The sequence below is a fragment of the Massilia sp. Mn16-1_5 genome, assembly GCF_004798585.1.
GTDB lineage: Bacteria > Pseudomonadota > Gammaproteobacteria > Burkholderiales > Burkholderiaceae_D > Telluria.
This window is the reverse complement of the sequence record NZ_PPXQ01000012.1, coordinates 175,081-199,023: the sequence shown is the minus strand read 5'-3', so window position 1 is coordinate 199,023 and position 23,943 is coordinate 175,081. Positions and strand designations below refer to the sequence as shown.

General features: G+C 62.0%; 22 protein-coding genes. 12 read left to right on the top strand and 10 right to left on the bottom strand.

Features of this window, described 5'->3' with window-relative positions:
* Nucleotides 1-355: 355 nt before the first annotated feature.
* The 4 genes from C2862_RS16275 (at nt 356) to C2862_RS16260 (ending at nt 4,125) form a co-directional block, all read left to right on the top strand.
* Nucleotides 356-1,585 (top strand): glycosyltransferase family 4 protein, encoded by a 1,230-nt coding sequence (locus tag C2862_RS16275; protein WP_136221176.1) that lies wholly within the window; start codon nt 356-358, stop codon nt 1,583-1,585.
* A gap of 21 nt (nt 1,586-1,606) precedes the next feature.
* Nucleotides 1,607-2,203 (top strand): sugar transferase, encoded by a 597-nt coding sequence (locus tag C2862_RS16270; protein ID WP_136221175.1) that lies wholly within the window; start codon nt 1,607-1,609, stop codon nt 2,201-2,203.
* Nucleotides 2,204-2,210: 7 nt separating this feature from the next.
* On the top strand, nt 2,211-3,386 hold the full coding sequence (locus C2862_RS16265) for a DegT/DnrJ/EryC1/StrS aminotransferase family protein (protein ID WP_136221174.1): 1,176 nt from the start codon (nt 2,211-2,213) through the stop codon (nt 3,384-3,386).
* 70 nt (nt 3,387-3,456) lie between these two features.
* Complete coding sequence (locus tag C2862_RS16260; RefSeq protein ID WP_136221173.1) at nt 3,457-4,125, top strand: membrane-associated phospholipid phosphatase; 669 nt, start codon at nt 3,457-3,459, stop codon at nt 4,123-4,125.
* A 149-nt stretch (nt 4,126-4,274) separates the two neighbouring features.
* On the opposite strand, the gene wecB is transcribed toward C2862_RS16260, so the two are convergent.
* From wecB to C2862_RS16215, 9 genes are all read right to left on the bottom strand, one after another.
* Nucleotides 4,275-5,384 (bottom strand): non-hydrolyzing UDP-N-acetylglucosamine 2-epimerase, encoded by a 1,110-nt coding sequence (gene wecB / locus C2862_RS16255; protein ID WP_136221172.1) that lies wholly within the window; start codon nt 5,382-5,384, stop codon nt 4,275-4,277.
* A gap of 54 nt (nt 5,385-5,438) precedes the next feature.
* The gene (locus C2862_RS16250; RefSeq protein WP_136221171.1) at nt 5,439-6,218 is read right to left on the bottom strand and encodes a hypothetical protein; all 780 of its coding nucleotides are present in this window, start codon (nt 6,216-6,218) and stop codon (nt 5,439-5,441) included.
* Nucleotides 6,215-6,910: a hypothetical protein gene (locus tag C2862_RS16245; protein WP_136221170.1), complete on the bottom strand. Its 696-nt coding sequence runs from the start codon at nt 6,908-6,910 to the stop codon at nt 6,215-6,217. Before C2862_RS16245 ends, C2862_RS16250 begins: the two co-directional genes overlap by 4 nt.
* Entirely contained in the window at nt 6,882-8,096 is a 1,215-nt protein-coding gene (locus tag C2862_RS16240; protein ID WP_229467471.1) for a glycosyltransferase family 4 protein, read from the bottom strand. The genes C2862_RS16245 and C2862_RS16240 overlap by 29 nt, the downstream gene beginning before the upstream one ends.
* Before the next feature lie 65 nt (nt 8,097-8,161).
* The gene (locus tag C2862_RS16235; RefSeq protein ID WP_136221168.1) at nt 8,162-9,328 is read right to left on the bottom strand and encodes a DegT/DnrJ/EryC1/StrS aminotransferase family protein; all 1,167 of its coding nucleotides are present in this window, start codon (nt 9,326-9,328) and stop codon (nt 8,162-8,164) included.
* Between the two features lie 15 nt (nt 9,329-9,343).
* Entirely contained in the window at nt 9,344-9,949 is a 606-nt protein-coding gene (locus C2862_RS16230; RefSeq protein WP_136221167.1) for an acyltransferase, read from the bottom strand.
* A 1-nt stretch (nt 9,950) separates the two neighbouring features.
* Nucleotides 9,951-11,012 carry a Gfo/Idh/MocA family protein gene (locus tag C2862_RS16225; RefSeq protein WP_136221166.1) on the bottom strand — a complete coding sequence of 354 codons (1,062 nt, stop codon included), beginning with the start codon at nt 11,010-11,012 and terminating at the stop codon, nt 9,951-9,953.
* Nucleotides 11,013-11,033: 21 nt separating this feature from the next.
* Nucleotides 11,034-12,362 carry a nucleotide sugar dehydrogenase gene (locus C2862_RS16220; protein WP_136221165.1) on the bottom strand — a complete coding sequence of 443 codons (1,329 nt, stop codon included), beginning with the start codon at nt 12,360-12,362 and terminating at the stop codon, nt 11,034-11,036.
* 51 nt (nt 12,363-12,413) lie between these two features.
* Complete coding sequence (locus C2862_RS16215; RefSeq protein WP_229467470.1) at nt 12,414-14,243, bottom strand: nucleoside-diphosphate sugar epimerase/dehydratase; 1,830 nt, start codon at nt 14,241-14,243, stop codon at nt 12,414-12,416.
* On the opposite strand from C2862_RS16215, the gene C2862_RS25300 reads away from it, so the two are divergent.
* The gene (locus tag C2862_RS25300; RefSeq protein ID WP_168710078.1) at nt 14,242-14,487 is read left to right on the top strand and encodes a hypothetical protein; all 246 of its coding nucleotides are present in this window, start codon (nt 14,242-14,244) and stop codon (nt 14,485-14,487) included. The genes C2862_RS16215 and C2862_RS25300 overlap by 2 nt on opposite strands.
* A gap of 405 nt (nt 14,488-14,892) precedes the next feature.
* On the opposite strand, the gene C2862_RS16210 is transcribed toward C2862_RS25300, so the two are convergent.
* Complete coding sequence (locus C2862_RS16210) at nt 14,893-15,837, bottom strand: N-acetylmuramoyl-L-alanine amidase-like domain-containing protein (RefSeq protein ID WP_136221163.1); 945 nt, start codon at nt 15,835-15,837, stop codon at nt 14,893-14,895.
* A gap of 235 nt (nt 15,838-16,072) precedes the next feature.
* Here C2862_RS16210 and C2862_RS16205 point away from each other — a divergent pair, with 235 nt between their 5' ends.
* From C2862_RS16205 to C2862_RS16185, 7 genes are all read left to right on the top strand, one after another.
* Complete coding sequence (locus C2862_RS16205; RefSeq protein WP_136221162.1) at nt 16,073-19,036, top strand: TonB-dependent receptor; 2,964 nt, start codon at nt 16,073-16,075, stop codon at nt 19,034-19,036.
* Between the two features lie 247 nt (nt 19,037-19,283).
* Nucleotides 19,284-20,804 carry a Rieske 2Fe-2S domain-containing protein gene (locus tag C2862_RS16200; protein WP_136221161.1) on the top strand — a complete coding sequence of 507 codons (1,521 nt, stop codon included), beginning with the start codon at nt 19,284-19,286 and terminating at the stop codon, nt 20,802-20,804.
* Nucleotides 20,805-21,121: 317 nt separating this feature from the next.
* Complete coding sequence (locus C2862_RS25295; RefSeq protein ID WP_168710087.1) at nt 21,122-21,286, top strand: hypothetical protein; 165 nt, start codon at nt 21,122-21,124, stop codon at nt 21,284-21,286.
* Between the two features lie 40 nt (nt 21,287-21,326).
* Complete coding sequence (locus C2862_RS25290) at nt 21,327-21,500, top strand: hypothetical protein (RefSeq protein ID WP_168710086.1); 174 nt, start codon at nt 21,327-21,329, stop codon at nt 21,498-21,500.
* A 218-nt stretch (nt 21,501-21,718) separates the two neighbouring features.
* The gene (locus tag C2862_RS16195) at nt 21,719-22,090 is read left to right on the top strand and encodes a LiaI-LiaF-like domain-containing protein (RefSeq protein WP_136221160.1); all 372 of its coding nucleotides are present in this window, start codon (nt 21,719-21,721) and stop codon (nt 22,088-22,090) included.
* Nucleotides 22,083-22,853 carry a LiaI-LiaF-like domain-containing protein gene (locus C2862_RS16190; RefSeq protein WP_229467469.1) on the top strand — a complete coding sequence of 257 codons (771 nt, stop codon included), beginning with the start codon at nt 22,083-22,085 and terminating at the stop codon, nt 22,851-22,853. The genes C2862_RS16195 and C2862_RS16190 overlap by 8 nt, the downstream gene beginning before the upstream one ends.
* Nucleotides 22,853-23,941 (top strand): sensor histidine kinase, encoded by a 1,089-nt coding sequence (locus C2862_RS16185; RefSeq protein ID WP_136221159.1) that lies wholly within the window; start codon nt 22,853-22,855, stop codon nt 23,939-23,941. The genes C2862_RS16190 and C2862_RS16185 overlap by 1 nt, the downstream gene beginning before the upstream one ends.
* Nucleotides 23,942-23,943 lie beyond the last annotated feature (2 nt).

The window sequence follows — 23,943 nt, the reverse complement described above, 5'->3', positions numbered from 1 at the left end:
TGCTCGTCCGACCGGCCTGGGCTTTGATATCGGCGCGTACGAAAAGAAATAAGGACGTCGCACTGTCGATTTAATAGCAAGATTCATATCTTGAAACCCCTTGAGTGGAAGCACTCAAGGGGTTTTTCTATTGGGCGCCAAGTGGCCGATCCTGTTAACGCATCAACGTGACGTTGAGACGGCTCAATGTAAAAAATGATAACTCACGTAGATTCTTGAACGGGCTAGCATTGTCTTTGTTCGTCCTGTAAGCCCGAGATTGCCTCTGTTCAGTCAATCCTAATGACGAACAATCACCGACGACTTATTGCGGCGCCGCTTTGACTGGCAATGCACTCGTACAGGTTCCGAAACCATGCGCATTCTCTACATCAATCACTATGCCGGCTCTCCGCGCCATGGTATGGAGTACCGGCCCTATTATTTGGCGCGAGAATGGGTGCGTGCAGGGCACGTTGTACAAATTATCGGCTCTTCTCAGTCGCATATCAGAAGCAAGCAGCCCCAACTCGCGGGTCGAGGCCGCTTGGAGGAGACGATTGACGACATTTTATACACATGGTTTGAAACGCCGCCCTATATCGGCAACGGCATTGGACGGGTACGCAATATGGGGTCCTTCGTCAGCCGCTTGTTCCGCGAAAGTAAATGGATTTCGGCATCGTTCAGGCCGGATGTGGTCATCGCCTCGAGCACCTACCCGATGGACGTGTGGCCTGCGCACCGCATCGCAAAGCTGGCCGGCGCGAAACTGGTCTTTGAAATCCATGACTTATGGCCACTGACGCCGATGGAACTGGGTGGGAAGTCCCGCTGGCATCCTTTCATCATGCTGATGCAAGCAGCCGAGGACTACGCGTATCGCCATGCGGATGCGGTCGTGTCGATGTTGCCGAAAGTGCGCGGCTACGTGGAATCGCGCGGAATGGCACCGAATAAATTACATATCGTGCCCAATGGAATAGACCCGAGCGAATGGTTCGCAGGGAGTTCCGCGTTACACGCCGCAGCCGCGGAGGTGCTGAGCACGCTACACGAGCGCGGATACCCTTTGATCGGCTATGCGGGAACGCACGGCATCTCCAATTCGCTGGAAACGTTTCTGAGTGCTGCAAAGCTAATGCGTGAGGAAAAGGTCGCTTTCGTTCTGGTTGGCGATGGGCCGGACAAGGCACGTCTGCAGAAGTGGGTGTCGGAAGAGCAAATGGCAAATATCTGTTTTATCGATCCAATTCTCAAAGCGCAGATTCCCGCTTTGCTACGGCATTTTGATGTGGCCGGTATCAGCTGGCGACGGCAATCGCTCTATCGTTTCGGTATCGCCCCCAACAAGCTGATGGACTACATGATGGCAGCGCGGCCCGTGCTGCATGCTGTTGAAGCTGGGAACGACCCAGTAAGTGAAGCGGGTTGTGGCTTGACCATTCCCCCTGAAGACCCACCAGCAATGGCGGACGGTATCCGTGCGTTGCTGTCCCTGAATAAAGACGAGCGCGAGGCGATGGGGCAGCGGGGCAAGGAATTCGTGTTGAACAATCTGACCTATCCAATCCTGGCAAAAAAATTCCTGGCAGCGTGTAATTAATGCCGCGCTACGTGAAACTATATGTCTACATTCGATTTCGCATTAAAGAGAACCTTCGATATCTTCGTTTCTCTTATTGGCATCGCCGTTCTCTTCCCGTTAATCATCATATGCTGGATCATCGCGGCCATCGAAACCCGAAGCAATGGATTTTTTATACACGAACGGATTGGGCGGCATGGTCACGTCATCAAAGTATATAAAATTAAAACCATGTATCCGAGCAATGGTAAGCGGAGTCCAATTGCTTCCAATAATGCGGCGTCGATCACCAGGTCGGGTGCGTTTTTTCGAAAATACAAGCTTGACGAATTGCCCCAGCTCTTCAACGTATTGTCGGGAAGTATGAGTATTGTCGGCCCGCGGCCGGATGTGCCAGATTATGCCGATCAATTAGAGGGGGGTGATCGGATTATATTGCGCTTACGTCCGGGTATTACGGGTCCGGCATCCATCAAGTACAAGGCCGAGGAAGAGTTACTGTCGGCCTCGGAAGACCCTGTTTTATACAACGACACGGTTATTTGGCCGGACAAGGTAAGGATCAACAAGGAATATTACAACAGATACTCTTTTGTAGCTGATATCAAATATATTATCCAGACCTTTTTAAAGTGAGGGCTACATGAACATGCCGGTCGCCAGCTGGCCGAGTTTCTCCGATGAGGAGGCGACAGCCGTCAAGAATGTCATTCTCTCCAATAAAGTGAACTATTGGACCGGTTCCGAATGCCGCGAATTCGAGAAAGAATTTGCAGCATGGACAGGAAGCGAATATGCGATTGCACTTTCCAATGGTACGCTGGCATTGGATGTCGCACTCATAGCGCTCGGGGTGCAGGCTGGCGACGAAGTCATCGTCACTCCGCGTACTTTCCTCGCCTCTGCAAGTGCCATCGTCAATGCCGGCGCCACTCCGGTGTTTGCCGACGTCGACCGGGAAAGCCAAAATATCACCGCCGAGACGATCAGGGCAGTAATGACGCCCCGCACCAAGGCGATCATCTGTGTCCACCTGGCAGGGCTGCCGTGCGACATGGATCCCATCATGACGCTGGCGGAAGCACACGACATTTTTGTGATCGAGGATTGTGCCCAGGCTCACGGCGCCCGCTATAAAGGCCGGATGGTTGGCAGTATCGGACATATCGGTGCATGGTCGTTCTGCCAGGACAAGATCATGACGACGGGGGGCGAGGGCGGAATGGTGACGACCAATTCGCGCAAGTTGTGGTCGGCCATGTGGTCTTACAAGGATCACGGCAAGTCGTGGGAAGCGGTATATGAGCGCTCGCACCCACCCGGCCACCGTTGGGTCCATGAGTCCTTCGGCACCAACGCGCGGATGCTGGAAACCCAGGCCGTCATCGGCCGCATACAACTGCAGCGAATGGCTTTATGGACGGCGCAGCGGCGAGTAAATGCGGCGCGAATCGCTGCGGTGTGCCGGGAATATGCCGTCGTGAGGGTCCCGGTGGTCCCCGCCAACGTAGAGCATGCGTTCTACAAGTTCTATGTCTTTGTCGAACCGGATAAACTCGCCAATGGCTGGACACGCGATCGGATAGCGAATGAAATTGCGGTCCAGGGTGTTCCTTGTGCCCCGGGAAGCTGCTCCGAGGTTTATCTGGAGAAGGCTTTCGACAACACGGGCTTTCGTCCTGAGCGCCGCTTGAAAGTGGCGCAGGAATTGGGCGAAACGAGCCTCATGTTCCTGGTACACCCGACGCTGACGGACGCGGACATCGAAAGAACCTGCCAGGTGATCGGCGACGTGTTGTCCATCGCCGAGAAAAAATAGTTGGGAAGCCTGGTCTGGCATTGATTCTCAGATGGCTGCCAGACCTCGTGCTCGCTAGATAGCTACCATAATGATGATCGCGCAACTCGTCGATATTGGTCATACGGCAGTCATGGTTCCTGTGGCTGCCGCAATCGGGGCCTGGCTGGTGATGGGGCGGACCTGGCGGCTGGCCCTGTGTTGGTGCCTGATGTTCGCTGCCGGTCTCAGCATCGTGGCGATGTCGAAAATTGCGTTTCTCGGATGGGAAACCGGCATTCCTTCCATCGACTTCCAGGCGCTGAGCGGGCATGCATTCCGTTCGGCTGCAGTGATTCCGGTTTTCTTTTTCGTCGTGTTACAAGTCGCACAGGCGTCCTGGCGGGCGGCAGGGGTCGTGTTTGGTATGGTAGTCAGCCTTGGCGTGGGCGTCCTGCTGGTCCGCTTCCAGTTTCATACGGTCTCGGAAGTCATTCCCAGCCTGGCGTTGGGGAGTACGGTGAGCCTGGGCTTTGTCCGCGTCGCAAACAAACTGCCGGCGCCGCTGATCAACCGCTGGAGTGTTCTATTCAGCCTGACGATGTTTCTTGTTATGTGCGGCCTCAAGCCCTCCAAGATCAGTCCTCATCTGGTTGATGTCGCGCTTTATCTTTCGGGCCGGGACTATCCGCATCTGTGGTCCAGACAACAAGATGTGCAATCTCCTCGTCTCGTCTGCAGGCCAGCAAATTCAAGTTTTAGACCAGCCAGGAGCTATTGACCCGGGAGCCGGTGCCGCGTGGGATGCCAGTGACCATGCAGGGCAAGGCGTCAATGCTCGCTCCGCGGTACTCGGGCAACCCGGAGTGGAGCCCGCTACGGAAGGGCTGAGGCCAGGGCGGAAGATCCCCGGCCTGGACCCCGCATGCTTCAGTTCAGGTCGCTCGACAGCTGTTGCACAATCCGGCTTGTCGCATCGCCGTCGCCATACGGCGCGATCGCTGCGCCGGTGCTGCCAAGACTGTCGAACAGGCTCTTCCGTACCGACGCGGCATCGACCGGCGGGGCAAGCCGGTTCCAACCGGCGTCCACCAACTCCGTCCATTCCGTTTCGTCGCGTAAGGTTACGCAGGGCACCCGATAGAAGAAGGCTTCCTTTTGGACACCGCCTGAGTCTGTGGCGATCACTGCTGCATGTTTTTCGAGCTGCACCATCGCCAGATAGGCCAGCGGCTCAAGCAGTACCACTGCTTGCGCCAAGGCTTGCAGCTTACCTTGTTGCGCCAGCACGCCGCGTGTGCGCGGGTGCAAGGGCAACACCACCGGCAGGTCTTTGGCCACATGGATCAGGGCTTCGACAATAGCGCCTAGCCTGGCCGGATTATCGGTATTTTCCGCGCGGTGTATCGTGGCAAGGCAATATGCCCCGGGTTGCACACCATGCTCCCGAGTCAGCTTGCCCAGCGTACCGTCATGCGGGCCGACGCGTGCGCCGTGATGCAAGGCCACATCGAACATGACGTCGCCCACCATATGGATGTGGTCCGGTGCCATGCCCTCGCGCCGCAAATGAGCGCCAGCCCCTTCGTTAGGCGTAAACAGCCATCGGGCGACGCGGTCGGTCAGGATGCGATTGATTTCTTCGGGCGAGGCCATGTTGAACGAACGCATGCCAGCCTCCACATGGGCCACCGGAACGTGCAGCTTGATCGCCGCGAGTGCACCAGCCAGTGTGGAATTGGTGTCGCCGTACACCATCACGGCGTCTGGTTTTTCTGTCGACAGCACTTGTTCTATTGCGGTCAACATACGCCCGGTCATCTCGCCATGGCCGCCGCCGTGGATATCGCAATGATAGGCGGGCGGCGCCATGCCCAGTTCGGCGAAGAACACGTCGGACATATTGGCGTCGAAATGCTGGCCGGTATGGACGACGATTTCCGTTAGCCGGTCCGAGGCGGCGAGGGCCGCGGAAACGACGCTGGCTTTGATGAATTGCGGACGTGCGCCAATGATGGTGACGATTTTTTTAGGTGGCATGGTGGTACCTGTGGCGTAGACGATGAGGGCGGGCGTGGGCAGGGTGCCGCTGGATCACCAGGTCAGGTTTTCGTAAAACCGAGTCAGGTTCTCCTTGGTATTGGCTCTCCAGTTCGTTTCAACCTGACGCGGATGGGTCAGCAAATAAATCCGCCGGTGGCCTCGCAGGGCCTTGTGCGGCGAAGTAGGGTGGTAGAACTGCGGCGGCGGGCGGTCGGCGATATAAATATCGACGTGCTCCATCAGGATACGATCGTAGGACTCGACTTCGATTCCACAACGGCGGCGCAGCTCCTCGTCGGCCAGGATTTCGGTGTTGTTCACCTTGAGTATGCGGTTGGCAAAATCGCCGTGCCCCGCCACCGTTCGCAGCTTGATTCCGACACGCTGTTCGATACGCTCGAAATTTGTCATGAAGTCCTTACGGATTTCCGGCAGCCTGGCGCGCAGCGGCTCCGCGCACCTGATCCTGTTTTTCTTGGCATAGGTCGCCAGCTCTTCGTAGTGGTAGCTCGCTTCGCTGCCGTATTCCTCGATTTCGCGCATCAAGCCGACATCCAGGGTGCAGAGCCTGAAGTAGAAGCTCGATTTGATACCGTATTTCTTTTCGAGCTCGAACAGTTTGCGCGTGGTGCGTAGGTCGCTATCGATGTCATGGCGATGGACCATGACACGCTCCGGCAAAGCTTGGCCTTTGCTCACCATGTCGTGGTAGCAGCGCACCGATGTTTGTACAAAACCCGCCTGCTTGGCGGCACGGACCAAATCCTCGTATGCGGGCAGCTGAGATGGCATCAGGTAATCGCCATATAAACGGTTGAGAATGGCGTTCATTGGATCGAATATTTCGCGCGATAGGGTTGGAATCCGAGCATGGTCTTGAACATCTTCAAGCCCTGGCTGGCACCGAAATACGTGTCGTACATCAGGTAGCGGCAGCTGCGTTCCTCGATCAGGCGGGAGACGATTTCCGTGACCATCAGGTGCATCGCACCGTCGTTGTTGCGGATGCCGAGCAGCCGGTTGAACGAGACAAAATTTCCGTAGCGGCCGAGGTCACCATAGGCCATCAACCTGCCGGCGGGGTTGAAAACGCCGTAATGCAGGTGATTCCTGGCACGCGAGTAATGGGTCACCTTCTCAAGGTAAGCACGATCCATCGGCCGTCCCTGCCTGACCTGTACCGAGGTGTTGATCTCATAGATCTCGTCTACGTAGTCGTTGCGATCGATCTCGACCACGCGGTAGCCTTTGGTACGTGCCCGGCGCGCATGGTAAGCCCCCGAGTTGCTACCCTTGATGCTGTCCAGGTACTCCTGGTAGCTGCCGAAGTGCGTCAAGTCGACCAGGGCCGCGCCCAGGGCCTTGTTCTGGAACACTTTGTAGCGTGGGTGGCGCTTGGTGAAGTAACGATGCATCATGTCGACATCGTCAGGTTCCAGGTCCAAGCGAAACTCCAGCCGCGCTACCGGAAGCTTGGCGATGGTGACACCTAGGTCAATGAGCTGGGACAGTTTGTTTGGCATGCGAGATCACTCCATAGAAATCGATCAGCCTGGCTGCCTGGACCGACCAGTTGTACTTATCGTGGACCGCTTTGCGGCCGTTCTCGCCCATCGACCTGGCGATGTCCGGATTAGCCAGCAGATAGTCGATCGCCGCGGCGATCGCCTTCGGATCGGTAGGATCGACGCACAGGCCGCACCGATTGCCCTCGATGATCTCGCGCCACAGCGGAAAATCCGACGCGATCACGGGGATGCCCGAGGCCATGTACTCGAACATCTTGGTGGGCAGCGAGTCGAGGTGGTTGGGCAGAGGCAGGAAGTTGACCAGTCCCGCCGCCGAACGCCGCATCACGTCGCGCACCCCCGCGCGGTCGAGGAAGCCGAGTTCGTTGACCCTGGCCCAGCCCGGATCGGCCTTCACCTGCGCTTCGACGGCCGGTTCGAAAAAGCTTCCCACCAGGTTGAGCCGGCCCGACGAGCCCAGCAACGCACAGGCATGGACCAGCTCGCGGATCCCGCGGACCTCGCCGATACCGCCGACGTAGCACACTTCGGACAGCTTGTCGGCGCTGCCGTGGGCCGCGTCCAACTCCTCCGCCATCGGGAAATTATTCACGTCGACCGTCAGCGGGTGGATCTTGAGAAAAGAGTCGCGAATAAAGGGTGTTGCGGCGATGATGCCGTCGAAGCGCGCGCACACGTAACGTTCGAGCAGGGCAAAGCTCTTCGAGAGCACGCGCCGCGTAACGGGACCCAGGTAGGGTTTGCCCAGCAGCTGGCGCGGCACATCCTCGTGCGAATCGAAGATGACGGTCTTGCCGCGGCGCTTTAACGCGAGACCGACCAGGATCAGTTCGGGATCGTGCAAGTGATAGATGTCGGCATCGAGCGCAATGGCTTGCTCGAACACGCGGCGCGTGGTGCGGAACACGCGTTGCAGGAGGCCTGGCAGCCGCCCCACGTCGGCAATCGTCACGCCATCCCTGCATTCGTTGCCCTTGCCGTCAGCCACCACCAAGCTCACCTCATATCCATGTGCGGCGAGGGTGCGGCACTGCTTCATGAAAATGCGGGTGTCGTTGCGCTGATGTGCGGAGCTCAGGTGGGCAACCCGGCGCCGGGCTTGTTTTCCCTGGGCCGGCAGTGCGACACGGTCTTCGAGCGTGCTTGCGTTCGACATGGTGCGAGTAGTGTGAGTGGTCATGATGCGGGAACGCGCGCCGGCGCTGCCTTGGTGCGGCGTCGCGTCCCCTCCAAAACGGGTGCCGCTCAGCGCGCGTCGCTTGCCGTGTCAGCCAGTGCGTCCTCTGCCAGCAAACCGGCAAGCTCGCCGGAGCCAGGCGGCGTGACGCCGGCCGCCTTCAGCAGCGCGACCGCGACTTCACGGGTGGTCGCGGCCGACTGGTAGGGGCCCATTGGCAGGCTCATCACCATGGCCGACATCGCGTCCGCGACCGGGTAGCTTTCGCCAGCGGCCAGGTGGGCGTAGGCCGGCTGCCGGTGCATCGGCACGGGGTAGTGCACCGCCGTTGGAATGCCGGCAGCGTGCAAGGCTGCCTGGACGCGCTCGCGCTCCTCGACCACCACCGTGTACTGGGCGTAGACCGAGCTGCGTTCCGGCGCCCGTCCCACCAGGCCGACGCGTCCCGACAGCAAGGCGTTATAACGGGCCGCGGTCGCGGCGCGCTCGGCGCACTCCCATTCGAAGCGATCGAGCTTGGCCAGCACGACGGCGCATTGCAGCGTGTCCATTCGTCCGCCAACGCCGATCCGGGTGTGTACATAGCGACGTGACTGGCCGTGCACGCGGATTTCGCGCATGGCGGTGGCCAGGCCGTCGTCGCTGGTAAAGATCGCGCCGCCATCGCCATAGCAGCCGAGCGGTTTACTGGGAAAGAAGCTGGTGCAACCGATGGTGGACAGATTGCAGCTTTTCTTGCCGCGGTAGGTCGCGCCAAAGCTCTGGGCAGCATCTTCGATGACCGCGAGGCCGTGGCGGGCGGCGATCGCGTTGATTTCATCCATGTCGGCCGGCTGGCCGTACAGCGACACCGGCATGATCGCGCGGGTGCGCGGCGTGATCTTCGCTTCGATCAGGTGCGGGGCAAGGTTACAGGTTGCCCGGTCGATGTCCACAAACACGGGGGTGGCGCCGAGCAGCACGATGGCTTCCGCGGTCGCGATGAACGAGAAGGGCGTGGTGATGATTTCGTCGCCAGGCTTGATGCCAAGTGCCATGAGCGAGATCACCAAGGCCTCGGTGCCCGACGCGACCGTGATGCAATGCCGCGCACCGGTGTACTGGGCCAGGCGCGACTCGAGTTCGGCTACCTCGGGACCCATGATGTACTGGCCGTGGTCGAGTACGGCCTGGATCCGGCTGTTGATCAGTTCGCGGGATGCTGCATATTGTGCTTTGAGATCGATAAATTCCATGTCGAATCCGTGAGGTCAGGGTTGAGGGTGCGGCACCAGGGTGCAGACGCCGCCCTGCAACAGATAAATGTCTCCGGTGTGCGGGCAGCGCGCTTCGCCACTGCCTTTCATTCGCAGCGGCAGGCGTTCGCCGAAGCGGCTCATCCAGCCGATCTGGCGCGCCGGCACGCCCGCCATCAGTGCAAACGCAGGCACGTCGCGCGTGACCACGGCCCCGGCGCCGATGAACGCGTATTCGCCGACGGTGACGCCGCAGACGATGGTGGCGTTGGCGCCGATCGTCGCACCACGCTTCACCAGGGTGCGCCGGTATTCGTTCTTGCGTTCGACTGCCGCGCGCGGGTTGTGGACATTCGTGAACACCATGCTGGGACCGCAAAAAACATCGTCTTCGAGTGTGACAGCGTCGTAGACGGACACGTTGTTCTGGATCTTGACCCGGTCGCCTATGCGTACGTCGTTACCGACAAAAACGTTCTGGCCGAGCGAGCAGCCGGCGCCGATGCGCGCCGCGGCACAGATGTGGGCGAAATGCCAGACCCGGGTCCCCGGCCCGAGGGTAGCGCCGGCGTCGACGATGGCGCTCGCATGAATAGGGGAGTCGATCGGATGGCGGTCCATCTCAGTACTCCAGCGGCAGGGCGACGCGCTTGCCGTCCCGCGCCGACATATAGGCGGCGACCAGCACTTCGAGCGACTTGAGGCCCTCGCGGCCGTCCGTTTCCGGCTCGGCCTCACCGCGCAGCACCTTGATAACATTGTCGTAGTAGAGCGGATGGCCGAAACCGTAGACCGAGGTGGTCTGGTAGCTGGCGTCGCGCACCTTGTCGTCGTCGGCGTCGGGCTGGGCGAATTCCCATTGCTGGACCTCGTTGACGGCGACGCCGCCAATGCGCACCGTGCCATGTTCGCCAAGGATGGTGATCGATCCTTCCATGTTGCGCGGATAGGTCAGCATCGTGACGTTCATCGAGCCGAGTGCGCCGTTGCGCCAGCGCAAGCTGATGACGCCGGTGTCCTCGACCTCGATGTTGCGCGCCAGCGTGGCCGTGTAGGCCTGCAGGCTTTCGACGGGGCCGACGATCCAGTCGATCAGGTCGACGTAGTGGCTGGCCTGGTTCATGAAGGCGCCGCCGTCGAATTCCCAGGTGCCGCGCCATTTGGCGCTGTTGTAGTACTCGTCGGGGCGGGTCCAGAACACGTTCAGGTTCACCATGTAGATGCGCCCGAAACGTTTTTTCTCGACGGCGCTCTTGAGCAGCTGGAGCGTCGCATTGCGGCGGTTCTGCTTGACGACGAACAGGCGCACGCCGGCGGCGTCGGCGGCCGCCACCATGCGCTTGCCGTCTTCCCAGCGTGTGGCCATCGGTTTTTCGGTGATCACGTGGCGGCCGGCGCGGGCGATCTGGACTGCCTGTTCCGGGTGCAGGCCGGACGGCGTCGTGACGATGAAGGCGTCGGCATCGCAGCGCGCCAGCATCTGGTCGAGGCTGGTGTAAGCCTCGGCGCCGGTCTTGTCGGCCGCGACGGCCAGTGCGCGCGGGTCGACGTCGCACACGCCGGCCAGTTCGCAGCGGTCGCTATGCTGGCGGATGGCGCCGAAGTGGTTGTTGGCGATGCGGCCGCAGCCGACCAGGGCAAAACGAATCTTGCGATCGAGGATGGCAGGGGGATAGTTGCGCATGATCTTCTCCGGTGGACGAGCTCAGGCCTTCACGACGTTGGGCAGGCGTTCGAGGTAGACGCCGCGGGTGTCGACGATCAGGTTGGCGTAGCGGCGGATCATGTCGTAGTCGAAGGCACTGTGGCTGGTCGCCAGCAGGACCAGGTCATAGGAGGCCAGCGCGTCCGGGGTCAGTTTCACGCTCGACAGGTCGAAGCGGTGCTCGCGCATGCGCGGGAAGACCGGCACGTGCGGATCGGAATAGTCGACGTGCGCGCCCTTGTCGCGCAGGATCTCCATCAGCTCGACCGAGGGCGATTCGCGCATGTCCTCGACGTCCTTCTTGTAGGCGATGCCCAGCACCAGCACACGGCTGCCCATGACCGAGCGTCCGCGCTGGTTCAGCGCATCGGTCACCTTGCCGATCACCCAGTGCGGCATGTCGCTGTTGATTTCGCCTGCCAGTTCGATGAAGCGGGTATGGACGCCGTACTGGCGCGCCTTCCAGGTGAGATAGAAGGGATCGATCGGGATGCAGTGCCCGCCCAGTCCGGGACCCGGGTAGTAGGGCGTGAAGCCGAAGGGCTTGGTTGCGGCGGCGCGGATCACTTCGTGGATGTCGATCTCCATCTTGTCGGCGATGATCTTCATCTCGTTGACCAGGCCGATGTTCACGGCGCGGTGGATGTTCTCGAGCAGCTTGGTCAGTTCGGCGGCGCGGGTCGAGCTGACTGGCACCACACGGTCGATCGCCGCGCCGTACAGGGCCACGCCCGCCTCCAGGCAGGCCGCGGTGCTGCCGCCGCAGACCTTGGGAATGGTGCGGGTCTCGAAATGCGGGTTGCCCGGGTCTTCGCGTTCGGGGGAGAACACGAGGAAGACGTCGCGTCCCACGGCCAGGCCGCGCGACTCGAGGCGCGGGCGCAGTTCCTCCTCGGTGGTGCCGGGATAGGTGGTGCTCTCGAGCGAGATCAGCTGGCCCGGACGCACGAAGGGCAGCAGCGCGTCGGTGGTGTCGAGCACGAAGGAAAGGTCGGGCTCGCGATAGGCGTTGAGCGGAGTCGGCACGCAGATGATCAGGACATCCGGCTCGCCTGCGCGCGTGAAATCGCTGGTGGCCTCGAATCCGCCAGCACGCGCAGCCCCGATTGCCTCTGCCGGGATGTGCTCGATATAGCTTTCGCCGCGATTGAGCTTGTCGACCTTGGCGGTATCGATGTCGATCCCGAGCACCCGGAAGCCGACTGCCGCGTAGCGCAGCGTCAGGGGCAGCCCGACGTAGCCGAGTCCGATGATGCCGATGACCGCGGTGCGGTCGCGCAGTTTGGCAGTGAGCTGCTGCAGGTGGGCCGATTGTTGTTCGTCGCGCATGTGTTCCTCGCCAACTTTAAGTGGTGGGTGGGTGGAGAAGGGGCGGTGCCGCTAGATGCGGAAGGGCACGAATTTGTGGATGAGACTCAGCCTTGCCTTGCCCGATTCGAGTTCGGGTTCGGGGGCTTGCGCCGGTGTGCTGGCCGGAAGCTGGGGTGTGTATTCGCTCACGATGGCCTTGACCATCGATTCGATCATGCCGCGTTCGTGCGTTTCGCAGGCCATCATCAGGCAGGTGATGCAGGTCTCGAGCACGCTCGGACGCAGGGCGTTTTCCTTCATGCGCATGATGCGCGGGTGTTCGCTGGGGAACACGGTGCCGTCGGTCAGCAGTTCCTCGTGCAGCTTTTCGCCCGGGAACAGGCCCACGAACTTCACTTCGATGTCGCCTTCCGGGTGCTGCGACGTCTTCTCGGTCAGGCCGGACATGGCCAGCAGCGTCCGCGCCAGTTCGACGATGCGTACCGGTTCGCCCATGTCGAGGACGAAGACGTCGCCGCCCTTGGCCATGGCGCCGGCCTGGATGACCAGCTGGGCCGCCTCGGGAATCAGCATGAAGTAGCGCGAGACGTCGGGGTGGGTGATGGTCAGGGGGCCGCCACGTGCGATCTGGCGCTGGAACAGGGGAATGACCGAGCCCGACGAGCCGAGCACATTGCCGAAGCGGACCATGCAGAAGGTCGTCCGCCCGTCGTGCTTGGCGGCTGCCGCCTGGAAGATCAGTTCAGCGATACGCTTGCTGGCGCCCATGATGTTGGTCGGGCGTACCGCCTTGTCGCTCGAGATCAGGACGCAGGTTTCGACCTGGTGGGTGGCGCAGGCGGCGGCGATGACCTGGGCGCCCAGCACGTTGTTGCGCAGGCCCTCGACGATGTTGGTTTCGACCAGCGGCACGTGCTTGTAGGCGGCGGCGTGGTAGACCGTGTCGACGTGGCCGCTGGACAGGATGCGCTCGACCAGGTCGGCATTGCAGACCGAGCCGAGGTGGGCGTCGATGCGCAGGTCGGGGAAGCGGGTGCTAAGTTCCTGGCGGATCGTGTACAACGCGAATTCGGAATGGTCGAGCAGATGCAGGCGGGTCGGACCGAGCGTGACGATCTGGCGGCACAGTTCGCTACCGATGGAGCCGCCGGCCCCGGTGACGAGCACCGTCTTGCCGCGGACGCAGCGGGCGAACAGGTCGAGCCGCGGCGGTACCGGCGGGCGGCCGAGCAGGTCCTCGAATTTCAGTTCGCGGATCGAATCGCGGGGGCGGGTCCGTTCGTCGGCCAGGTCGACCAGCCGGCTCAGGATCTTGGTGGTGACACCGGCACCGGCAAGGCGCTGCATGATGTCGCGCAGGCGTTCCGGCGGCATGCCGGGCACCGCGATGACGACGGTGCGGATCCCGTGTGCGCTGACCAGGTCGGCCAGGCGGTCGGTGTGGAACACGCGCAGCCCGGCGATGGTGCGGTCGTTCAGGGCGCGCTTGTCGTCGAAAAAGCAGACCGGGCGGTATTCATCGCTGTTGCGCATGGTTTGTGCGAGGCGCGCGCCCGCTTCGCCGGCGCCGTAAATGGCGACCGCATCCGAGGCCGGCCGGCGCGTGCTGTGATTGCGCAGAAAATTACGCATGCCGATGCGCGAGGTGACGACATAGGAAAAGACGATGAACCAATAAATCGCCAGCGCACTGCGTGGAAACATCGCATCGTTAATCGCGAACAGCACGACATAGGCGCATAAGACTGCGATCCCGAGCGCCAATCCGGTCGCGCTCAATAAGCGGCCGTCGATAAAGCGAATCACCGCGCGATACAGGTCGGACATCGAAAAAGCGGCGATGGTTACCAGTGCGACGATCAGGTAGGAGGCGGGGCCATAATGAGATGCGAGTTTCATGTCGCCGCCGCGCAATAACATCGCGATCAGAAAACATAATGGCAATGCGACCAGGTCGATACAGACCATCAGCGCTATTTTGGTAGTCCGGTGCAGCGATACCATTGCGGCGCAAAACTGGCTTAATACACGGTTCGATAAGGTTGGCATGATGCGCGTTACTCGTCGGGTGATTGCAATGGGATCGCTAAAGGCGGCGCGTGAAATGGCAGTGCGTAATGAAATAAAAAGCGGGAAGAGATAAAAAGATTTTGTCGGAAATGATCTCTAGGAAAATATAATCCGTTACAAAACGACTATGATTGTTGAGTAAAATTATTATCTGCTTCAGCCGGATTGCTGAGTTTGACCCTGCTCAACCGCGAATTGCGAATTAAAACGAAACAGGCTGTTTATTTAATTTAGGAAATGTAATTTGGAAATAAATCGCGATCCGATCGGCAATAGATTTCCTCTTGGAATAAACTAAGGAGCAATTGCGCGGCAAGAAGAAGCTGGCCGTGACACCGGGGCGCGTCAAAGGCGTACGTGGAGGGGAAGGGCGGGAGCAGCGCCAGCTACAAAGAGGCACTGCCGCACAGGGGCGGCAGCGAAGGAGAAAGGCGGCAGGCTAAGGACGCCTGTGGCAGGCGCCGCGCAGCATGGTGGTTCAGGTACCCGGACGGGGCTGCGGTGCCATGGGCGGCACCACGATGTTGTCGTTCAGGCGCAGGAACTTGAAGCCGGCCAGGCGCTGGCCGTTCTTGCCTTCGCGTGCATTGCGCGCCTCGCGCTCGGCGGCGCGGGCAATGAAGGATTCGAAGCTTTCCTCGCGTACCTTCGGTTCCTGCGAATGCAGGAAGTGGCGCTCGCCATTCGGCCCGAGCACCACCAGGCCGACGTGCGACGCCCAGTGCTCGCCGTCGCGGGTCGAGATCACGTTCACGAAATCGCCTTCGCGCAGCTGGCCCGCGATGGCCGCGACCTGTTCCTTCGGCACATAGCTCTGGCGGCTGGTTTCGACCGGGATGTCGCGTTCGGTGTTGTGGCGCGTTTTGAGAAAGCGCGCGCGGTCGACCCGCATCCCGTAGCTCGGCCCGTTCGGTCCCGCCAGCTCGGCGCTGATGTCGGTGACGAGCCAGTTGTTGGCAACGTTCCAGTCCATCTCGGTATAGTGATTGCGCGTGGCGACCCCGATCACGCCGTCGCGGTAACGGATGCGCTGCAGCATCCAGAAAAACTCTTCCCATGAGCGCGACAAGGCCATCGCATAGGTGTGTTCCGCAAACACGACGCAGTCGCTGCGCTCGAGGCTGAACATCGGCAAATCGTCGTGGACTTCGAAGGGAAACTCGCCGAGCAGGTTCAGCAGGTAGGGCTGGCCCAGGTTCTTGCGGCCGATGGCGGCGATGCGGTGCCGCAGGTCGGGCTCGGCGGCGTGCACCCAGGCCACATAACGCCCGGCTTCGACCGGCGTCATCTGATAGATCTGTTTCTGGAGGATGCTCTCGATCGCCACCGAAGCGGCGGGTGGCGTCCTGGCGGGCGACAGGGTGGTCTGGCTGGCACAGCCGCCAAGCGTTGCGGCAGCGAGCAGCAGGGGGACAAAGCGCATGAACGGGTCTCCGTGTGGTGTTTTCAAGACGCTAACGCGGCCACGCGGAATTTGACAATAACAATTTGTCGTTCATCCATCACCTGATGTTGTGCCAGTCAAACATTCCTTCAAGTTATGGCTACGGGATCACAAGTAATTTTCCTGTAATTAACTTATAGCTAATACTATCACTATGGCAGCGCTCGTCCGCCGCCCGCCGCAGTACACATACTTATATCAGGAGAGAGAGAGCATGTTCAAACAGAAGCCCCTGGCAGCTGCCGTTTCGATGGCGTTGTGGAGCCTGACCGCCTTGCCGGCGATGGCGCAGACGGCAGACGCCGAAGCGCCGATGCAGACCGTCGAAGTGACGGGTATCCGCGCCTCGATGGCCAAGTCCTTGAGCGTCAAGAAGAATGCGACCGCCAACGTCGAGGTGATCACGGCGGAAGACGTGGGCAAGATGCCGGACAAGAACCTGGCCGATTCGCTGCAGCGCCTGGCAGGTGTTGCCGTCCGTACCGACTACGACGAGGCGGAAAAGGTCTCGATGCGCGGGACGAATGCCGACATGACCCTGATCATCTTCAATGGCCATACCGTTTCCGGTGGCGATTGGTATGTTGCCGACCAGCTCTCGAGCAGCCGTTCGACCAGCCTGTCGCTGATGCCTTCGCACGTGCTGAACCAGGCGCTGGTGTACAAGACCTCGCAGGCGAATATCGTCGACGGCGGCCTGGCCGGCACCATCAACGTCACGACGCGCAAGCCGCTGTCGCAGAAAGAGCGCCTGAGCGGCGTCATCAGCGCCGGTGTCAGCTACGCCGACCTGCCGGGCCGCGCCGCGCCGGACATGAACGCCACCGTCAACTGGAAGAACGAAGCGGGCACCTTTGGCGTGATCGTCCAGGGCTTCGCCGAAAAGCGCCATGTGCGCCGCGATTCCGTGTCGCGCTTCGCGTATGCGGGCGGCAGCGGCTGGGACGTGATCGACACCTCCAAGATGCTCGGCATTACCGATGCCTCGCTCGCCGGTACCGGCTATACCGCGGCGGACCTGAACGGCGTGCGCCTGCCGGGTTCGATGAGTACCGAATTCGTGGAAAGCGTGCGTGACCGCAAGGGCGGCATGTTCTCGCTCCAGTTCAAGCCGAACAGCGACCTCGATATGACCATGACCGGCTTCCATTCCGGCATGAAGGCGAACAACTTCGGCCGCCTGAACGCGGGCGCCATGTTCAGCATGCTGCGCGGCGAAGCGGGACCGACGGGCGGCACTGCGCCGACCTCGGTGAACGGACAGCGCGTCTATGCGCAGATCAAGAACCCTGTGATCGTGAACGAAACCACGCTCTACGGCGACCAGCTGCGCGTGCTCAAGAGCGCCGACATCCTGTACCCTGCCGGCACGCCGCCGCAGTATATCGGCGAGACCGAGGGCGCTTACCGTGACGGCGCCAAGTCGAGCAGCGCCTTCCTGGACCTGGACGTCAAGTACCGCGTCAACCAGGACCTGACCCTGAAATCCCTGTTCTCGACCACCCGCGGCGTCGGCCAGACTGGCCTCGACCAGGGCCTGACCTACACCCGCTACGGCACCGGCGTTTCCTACGCGCTGGGCAGCCTGCGCGACGCGCCCTTCGTCCAGTACTACGGTACCGGTGCGAACGTTCCCGGCCGCAATGCGGACGGCAGCGGCTTCGCCCTAACCGGGCGCGCCGCATCCGGCGTCAAGACCACCGACAAGGAAAGCAGCCTGCAGCTGGATGCCGAATACCGCCTGGAAAAAGGCCTGTTCCAGTCGATCGAGACCGGCGTGCGCTACGCCGACCACCGCCGCGACAGCGCACGCCGCTTCCCGCAGCTGCGCAGCAGCGTGCTGGCGACCAATGCACCGACCGGTGCCGACACCTGGATCCCGTATCCATCCGATTTCGGCGCCGGGCTGGACGGCCCTAGCGGCTGGGACAATACCAGCTGGACGCTGACTCCGGACGCGCTGAAGGCGTATTTCGCCGCCAACAGCAAGGCGACCTCGCCCGACTGGGAGCGCCGCGCCGCGAGCGAGCTCGACATGCGCGAGCGCCAGAGCGCTGCCTACGTGATGGCCAACCTGGAAATGGATCGCCTGTCGGGTAACATCGGCATGCGCTTCGTCCGTACCCGCGTCAATGCGCAGGTCCCGATCCCGCTGCCGACCGGCGCCTGCGCCCGTTCCGCACCGAACCAGCCGGCGATTCCTTGCCCGGCCTTCCCGACCGCGCTGACGACCGTGGGCGAAGGCGTGCAGTACTACGACGACACCGTGTTCAATCCATTGGCCGGCGTCGTGTACTACAAGCGGCCGACCGACCAGACCTTCGACAACTACCTGCCGAGCCTGAACCTGCGCTACGAGCTGACCAAGGACATGATCGCGCGCTTCGGCGCCAGCAAGACCCTGGGCCGCCAGAACTACAACCTGCTGGGCGCCGGCTATAGCGGCGCCACCTGCCTCGTCACCGGTTGCACCGTCAACGGCCCGAACCCGAACCTGGGGCCGATGGTCGCGAAGAATGTCGATGCATCGTGGGCATGGTATTTCGCGCGCCGCTCGATGGTTGCCGTGAATGTCTTCTACTCGAAGATCGACGGCTATCCGAAGACCGGTTCGCCTGGTGCGGACAGCGTCGAGCTGGTCGACCCGCGCGACAGCATCCTGAAGACCTTCGCCGTCAACAGCTCGCTGCAGCAGGGTGCGAAGATCGCGGGCATCGAGCTGTCGTATGAGCAGCCGTTCGGGAACACGCCGTTCGGCTTCACCTCGAACGTCAGCCGCGCCAAGACCAAGGTCGACGACGGCCGCCCGATGACCGGCGCTTCCGAATATGCGGCCAACCTCGGCGCCTACTTCGAGAACGACCGCCTGTCGGCGCGCCTGGTGGCGAACTACCGCAGCGAGTACGTGAACACGACGACCGCGCCGACGCCGAACTCGACGAACAACAAGTCGCTCGTCAATGGCATCCTGATGTTCGCGGCACCGACCATGGCGGCGCCCGTGACGACGCTGGCCTTCAACGCCAGCTACAACATCTCGCCGAACCTGATTGTCTCGTTCGACGCGACCAACCTGACCAACGTCAAGCGTGCCTATTATCGCTACAGCGAAGAAGAGCAGCAAAAGCTGGACGTGATCGGCCGCCAGTTCTACCTGAACCTGAAGTACAAGTTCTGACAGGCAGGATTGCAGGTTGACAGGGGAGCCCAGCTCCCCGGACTGCCCCCAAGGGCCGGAGACGGCCCGCGGGGGCTTTTTCATTGCGAAGCGGGACGCGCATGCCAGGACGTGCAGCTGGGCGCGCGCAAGCCTTGTGCGTCATCAAACGGACGTCGCGGCGCATGGCTGCGCTTACGTACGCTCAAGTCGCCGGCTTTTGTTGGGGACTAGTGTGTAAGGCCACCTTCATCCTCCCGGTTCCCATATGAACGCCGAACTCACATTCTGGGGGCACAATTGCTTCCTCGTTGAAACCGACACCGAGGCCCTGCTGATGGACCCGTGGCTGAACGACACCGGGGCATTCTTCGGCGGCTGGCACCAGTGGCCGCCCAATGGGCACCTGCGCAGCGAGGTCCTCGCGCGCTGCGCCGGCAAGGCGCTGGCGATTTTCCTGACGCACGAGCACCAGGATCACTTCGACCAATCGACCCTCGCGCTGTTCGCCACCCATCCCGACTGCACTGTCTATATACCGGCCTACAAGGACAAGTTCCTGCAGGAGGCCTTGGGCCGGATGGGACTGCGTACGGTCGAACTCGCGGAAGGCGAGATTGCCGGGAACGGCATCCGCCTGCGCCTCTTCATCGACGACAGCGGCATCAATCATGACAGCGCGGTGTTCGTACAGGCTCCCGGTCTCACGTTCTTCAACCAGAACGACTGCAAGCTGTTCGACCGGCTGCGCATGCTCAAGAACGAGCTGGGCGAGATCGATTACTACAGCGTGCAGTTTTCGGGCGCGAACTGGCACCCGGCATGCTTCGACCTGCCCGAGGGCCAGCGCCGCCTGCTCGCCAGGAAGAAGGTGCTCGCCAAATTGCGCAATGTGCTGACCGGCGTAAAAATGCTGGCGCCGCGCCAGTTCGTGCCGGCCGCGGGACCGGCCTTTTTCCCCTTCCTCGATCCGGCATTGAATAGTGGCGAGGGCACGATCTTTATCCACCAGGACGAGCTGGGCAAATACCTGGCGCAGAACGGTGTCGCCAACGTCGTGTATCCGCGCCCGGGCCAGCGCGTGGCGATGGATACCAGCCGTACGCCCATCCCCGGCCCGACACTTGACGAGCTCGCGCACTACCGCGCCACGCATCGCGACGTGTGGCAGGAACTTGGCGACAGCTTCTCGAAAGAGCGCTTCGCCCAGGTGCTGCAGCGCCGCCTGGACCTGATCGCCGGCATCGCCTTGCCGCCGGATACGCCGGCGGTCGCTTTCAACTGGGGCCCGTCGGAGGAAGACTGGCTGGTGGCCGACCTGGCGGGCAACAAACTGCTGCAGTCACAGGAGCCGGGTGCGCCCTGCGAGATCATCACCGCCGACACTAAGTATTTCTCGCTGATGTGCGGCGCGGACCGCTGGCAGGACATCGTGCTCAGCATGCAGGCGCGCGTGCAGCGGGTGCCCGACGTGTACAACACGGTGGCCAACATCTTCCTTTTCGCCGACGAATCGAACCTGCGAGCCTCGCTGCTCCAGAACCTGAATCTCTCGAAGGAGCGGATCGTCATCGAGCACCGCGGGCAAAAATATGAAATCAACCGCTACTGCCCGCACCAGGGCGGCGACCTGGCCTATGCCCTTATCGACGACGACATGAACGTGGTCTGCCCGCGCCACAGCTGGCGCTTCGATCTCGGCTGCGAAGGCATGTGCAAGTCATCGGGCATGAGTATCGAGGCCGTGAAGCTGGTGGAAAGCCCGGGCGAACCTGCCAGCGCGAAGTGACGCGAAGCGCCGCCGTTTGCGCGGCGTGGCGTAGTCGACAAGGGAGCGTCAAGCTCCCTTTTTTACGTCCGTGTATGCCTTGTCCTACAACACGACGCGCCGACTCGGCAGCTCATCCGTGCTTCCAGTGTGCGGCATCTAACGGTCCATGTCCTATGCACCCGATATGATGAAGCCGTGTGAGTGAGGCGCCAGCGAATCCGTTCTGCAGGCCTGCCAAATACCTCAACAGGTTAGCCGGTCGCCTCGAGGATCGGCACCAGATTCCGGCCGGCGCCAGATGGCGGCGGCCCATAAAAACCGGAAGCGGAGGCCCCATGTCTGCCACGACCAAGAACCCACCGAAGCACCTGGTACGCGAATACCTCGCGCGCCGGACACGCGATCCGCAGCCGCCGCCGACGCCCGAGGAAATCCGGCGCCAGCTTGGCTGGGGTATGCTGATGCCGGCGGACCTGAAGCTCGGCACCGGGCGGTCGTGATCTCACTTCCGGGCACATCGTTTTAATAGAGGAGAAGCACATGACCAAACGTATCGGCAACAAACACGAAGCCCAGCACCGCGGCAAGGACGAACGTCTCGACATCCGCCGCACCAACATCGAACGCGAGGCCGTCAAGCAGGCCACCGCGCGCGCCAAATACCGCAACCAGGTCAAAGGCCAGCCGCCGATGAACCTGTCCGCATCTGCCTGATGTCGCCTGATTTCCCTGGCCGTACATAGCCCGCCCGCAAGGCGGGTTTTTTTTGTCCCGCGCTAACGATCCGCTCTCGCTCTGATCGTCTACCCTTGCGCGGCGCCGTTCGCCGATTTCTTCGCCATTCGCCGACCCCGGGCCGCCATTCGCCGAAAGGCGCTTTCCTTGCGCGCCGCTCCCCGTTATCGTCCCACCATCACAACACGGAGGGCGACATGAGTACCGAACGCAGCTACACAGCACGCAAGCAATTGATGTGGGGACTGGTCCTGATCGGGCTGGGCGTGATCTTCCTGCTCGACCGCGCCGACCTCGTCGATGCGTCCACGTTCTGGCATTATTGGCCGCTGCTGCTGGTCGTGGCCGGCATCAACCAGACCATCGGCTACCCGAGCGCGCGCGAATTCAGGAGCGGGCTATGGACGATCTTCATCGGCTTGTGGCTGTTCGCGGTATTCGAGGAACTCTTTGGCCTCACCTTCGGCAACAGCTGGCCGCTGTTCCTGCTGATGGCCGGCCTGCAACTGGTGCTCGCACCGCTGATTTCGCGCCGTTTCCCGGCAACCAAGGAGAAAGACCATGCTTAAGGACACCCTCGAGGACCGCCGCGCCGCGCGCCAGGCGCGCCGCGCCAACCGCGGCATGACCAGCCAGGTCCTGATGGGCGTGCTGGTGATCGCCGTCGGCCTGCTGTTCCTGCTCGATAACCTCGACATCATCGATCTCCACGACGCCCTGGCGTTCTGGCCGATGGTCTTCATTTTCGCGGGCGTGGCCAAGCTGCTCGATACCACCAGCCCGGACGGCTACCTGGTCGGCCTGGCCGGCATCGGCATCGGCGTGACCATGATCCTGCATCGCCTTGGGATCATCTATTTCTCCTGGCGCGCCTTCTGGCCGCTGATCCTGATCGCCGTCGGCGCGATGGTGGTCTACCGCGCCACGACCGGCAGGCCCACGGCGCGCTTCGGCGTGGCCGTCATGGACGGCAAGGACGCCGGGCAGGAAAGCGAAGACAGTGCAGCCCGGAGCGTGGACGTGACGGCGATACTGGGCGGCTTCGAGCGCCGCGTGCACAGCAAGGACTTTCGCGGCGGCGAAGTGACCGCGGTGATGGGCGGCTGCGCGCTCGACATGCGCGACGCGTCGATCGCCGGCGAAGCGGTGATCCATGTGTTCGCCTTCTGGGGCGGGGTCACGCTCAAGGTACCACCCGACTGGACCATCGTCCTGGAGGGCACGCCGATCCTGGGCGGCTTCGAAGAGAAGACGATCGCGCCGCCGGACAACAGCAAGCGCCTGGTCGTGCGCGGATACGCGATCATGGGCGGCGTGGAAGTGCGCAACTGATGATCGGGGCGCCCGGCAATCGCCGCAGCACCGCGCTCTACCTGGCCGCCTGGGCTTTGCTGGGCGCGCTGCTGGCCGGCCTGATGGTGGCGGCCGGCGACGCGCCCTGGGGCGCCAGCCTGCTGTTCGCCGTGCCGCTGGCGCTGGTGTACGGCTGCGCCAGCGGGTTCTCCTCGTATTACCTGTGCCGCGCCTATCCGCTCGCCGGCAAGCCGCTGTATGCGGTGCTGGGCGTGTTCACCTGCAGCGCGGTGTGTGCCAGTGCGCTCTGGACCGCGGCTGGCGGCGGCTTTGCCGACTCCTTGCGTGGCCTGGTTCCGGGCATGCCGGCCATGACACGTCCCTTCGCAGCCCTGATGTTCGGGCTGGGCGTCATCCTGTACGGCCTGAGCGCGGTGGCCCACTACCTGGGCCTGGAGTTCGAGCGTGCGCGCAGCTTCGAGCGGCGCGAGCTGGAGATGAAGCTGGCCGCGCAGGAAGCCGAGCTGCGCATGCTGCGTACCCAGATCGATCCGCACTTCCTGTTCAACAGCCTCAATTCCATCAGCGCGCTCACCTCGATCGACCCGGGCCGCGCGCGCGGCATGACCTTGCAGCTGTCCGACTTCCTGCGCCGCAGCCTGGGCATGGATGCGCAGCGCAAGGTCGCGCTGAACGAGGAGATCGCGCTGGTGCGCGCCTTTCTCGCGATCGAACAGGTGCGCTTCGGTGCGCGCCTGCGCTTCGAGGAAGCGATCGGCGAAGGGGCGGGCCTGTGCCTGCTGCCGCCCATGCTGCTGCAGCCCTTGGTGGAGAACGCCGTCAAGCACGGCATCGGCAACCGCCTGGAGGGCGGTACGGTGCGCATCGCTGCCGAATGCGCGGGTTCGCTGCTGCGCATCCTGGTCGAGAACGACGCCGACGAGGAAGCTCCTGCGCCGGCCGGCGCCGGCTGCGGCATCGGTCTCGCCAACGTGCGCCAGCGCCTGCTGGCGACCTATGCGCACGAGGCGAGCGTGCACTGGGCGCGTTTTGACGCGCGCTTCCGGGTCGACATCGCGCTGCCGATCGAGACCAGATCCGAACTCAACCCCAAGGCGGAGACCTGAAC

Bases quoted from the DNA above. Each gene is read 5' to 3' on its own strand.
- C2862_RS16275 (WP_136221176.1), top strand. From the start codon at position 356: ATGCGCATTCTCTACATCAATCACTATGCCGGCTCTCCGCGCCATGGT.
- C2862_RS16270 (WP_136221175.1), top strand. From the start codon at position 1,607: ATGTCTACATTCGATTTCGCATTAAAGAGAACCTTCGATATCTTCGTT.
- C2862_RS16265 (WP_136221174.1), top strand. From the start codon at position 2,211: ATGAACATGCCGGTCGCCAGCTGGCCGAGTTTCTCCGATGAGGAGGCG.
- C2862_RS16260 (WP_136221173.1), top strand. From the start codon at position 3,457: ATGATGATCGCGCAACTCGTCGATATTGGTCATACGGCAGTCATGGTT.
- wecB (WP_136221172.1), bottom strand. From the start codon at position 5,384: ATGCCACCTAAAAAAATCGTCACCATCATTGGCGCACGTCCGCAATTC.
- C2862_RS16250 (WP_136221171.1), bottom strand. From the start codon at position 6,218: ATGAACGCCATTCTCAACCGTTTATATGGCGATTACCTGATGCCATCT.
- C2862_RS16245 (WP_136221170.1), bottom strand. From the start codon at position 6,910: ATGCCAAACAAACTGTCCCAGCTCATTGACCTAGGTGTCACCATCGCC.
- C2862_RS16240 (WP_229467471.1), bottom strand. From the start codon at position 8,096: ATGACCACTCACACTACTCGCACCATGTCGAACGCAAGCACGCTCGAA.
- C2862_RS16235 (WP_136221168.1), bottom strand. From the start codon at position 9,328: ATGGAATTTATCGATCTCAAAGCACAATATGCAGCATCCCGCGAACTG.
- C2862_RS16230 (WP_136221167.1), bottom strand. From the start codon at position 9,949: ATGGACCGCCATCCGATCGACTCCCCTATTCATGCGAGCGCCATCGTC.
- C2862_RS16225 (WP_136221166.1), bottom strand. From the start codon at position 11,012: ATGCGCAACTATCCCCCTGCCATCCTCGATCGCAAGATTCGTTTTGCC.
- C2862_RS16220 (WP_136221165.1), bottom strand. From the start codon at position 12,362: ATGCGCGACGAACAACAATCGGCCCACCTGCAGCAGCTCACTGCCAAA.
- C2862_RS25300 (WP_168710078.1), top strand. From the start codon at position 14,242: ATGTCGCCGCCGCGCAATAACATCGCGATCAGAAAACATAATGGCAAT.
- C2862_RS16215 (WP_229467470.1), bottom strand. From the start codon at position 14,243: ATGAAACTCGCATCTCATTATGGCCCCGCCTCCTACCTGATCGTCGCA.
- C2862_RS16210 (WP_136221163.1), bottom strand. From the start codon at position 15,837: ATGCGCTTTGTCCCCCTGCTGCTCGCTGCCGCAACGCTTGGCGGCTGT.
- C2862_RS16205 (WP_136221162.1), top strand. From the start codon at position 16,073: ATGTTCAAACAGAAGCCCCTGGCAGCTGCCGTTTCGATGGCGTTGTGG.
- C2862_RS16200 (WP_136221161.1), top strand. From the start codon at position 19,284: ATGAACGCCGAACTCACATTCTGGGGGCACAATTGCTTCCTCGTTGAA.
- C2862_RS25295 (WP_168710087.1), top strand. From the start codon at position 21,122: ATGTCTGCCACGACCAAGAACCCACCGAAGCACCTGGTACGCGAATAC.
- C2862_RS25290 (WP_168710086.1), top strand. From the start codon at position 21,327: ATGACCAAACGTATCGGCAACAAACACGAAGCCCAGCACCGCGGCAAG.
- C2862_RS16195 (WP_136221160.1), top strand. From the start codon at position 21,719: ATGAGTACCGAACGCAGCTACACAGCACGCAAGCAATTGATGTGGGGA.
- C2862_RS16190 (WP_229467469.1), top strand. From the start codon at position 22,083: ATGCTTAAGGACACCCTCGAGGACCGCCGCGCCGCGCGCCAGGCGCGC.
- C2862_RS16185 (WP_136221159.1), top strand. From the start codon at position 22,853: ATGATCGGGGCGCCCGGCAATCGCCGCAGCACCGCGCTCTACCTGGCC.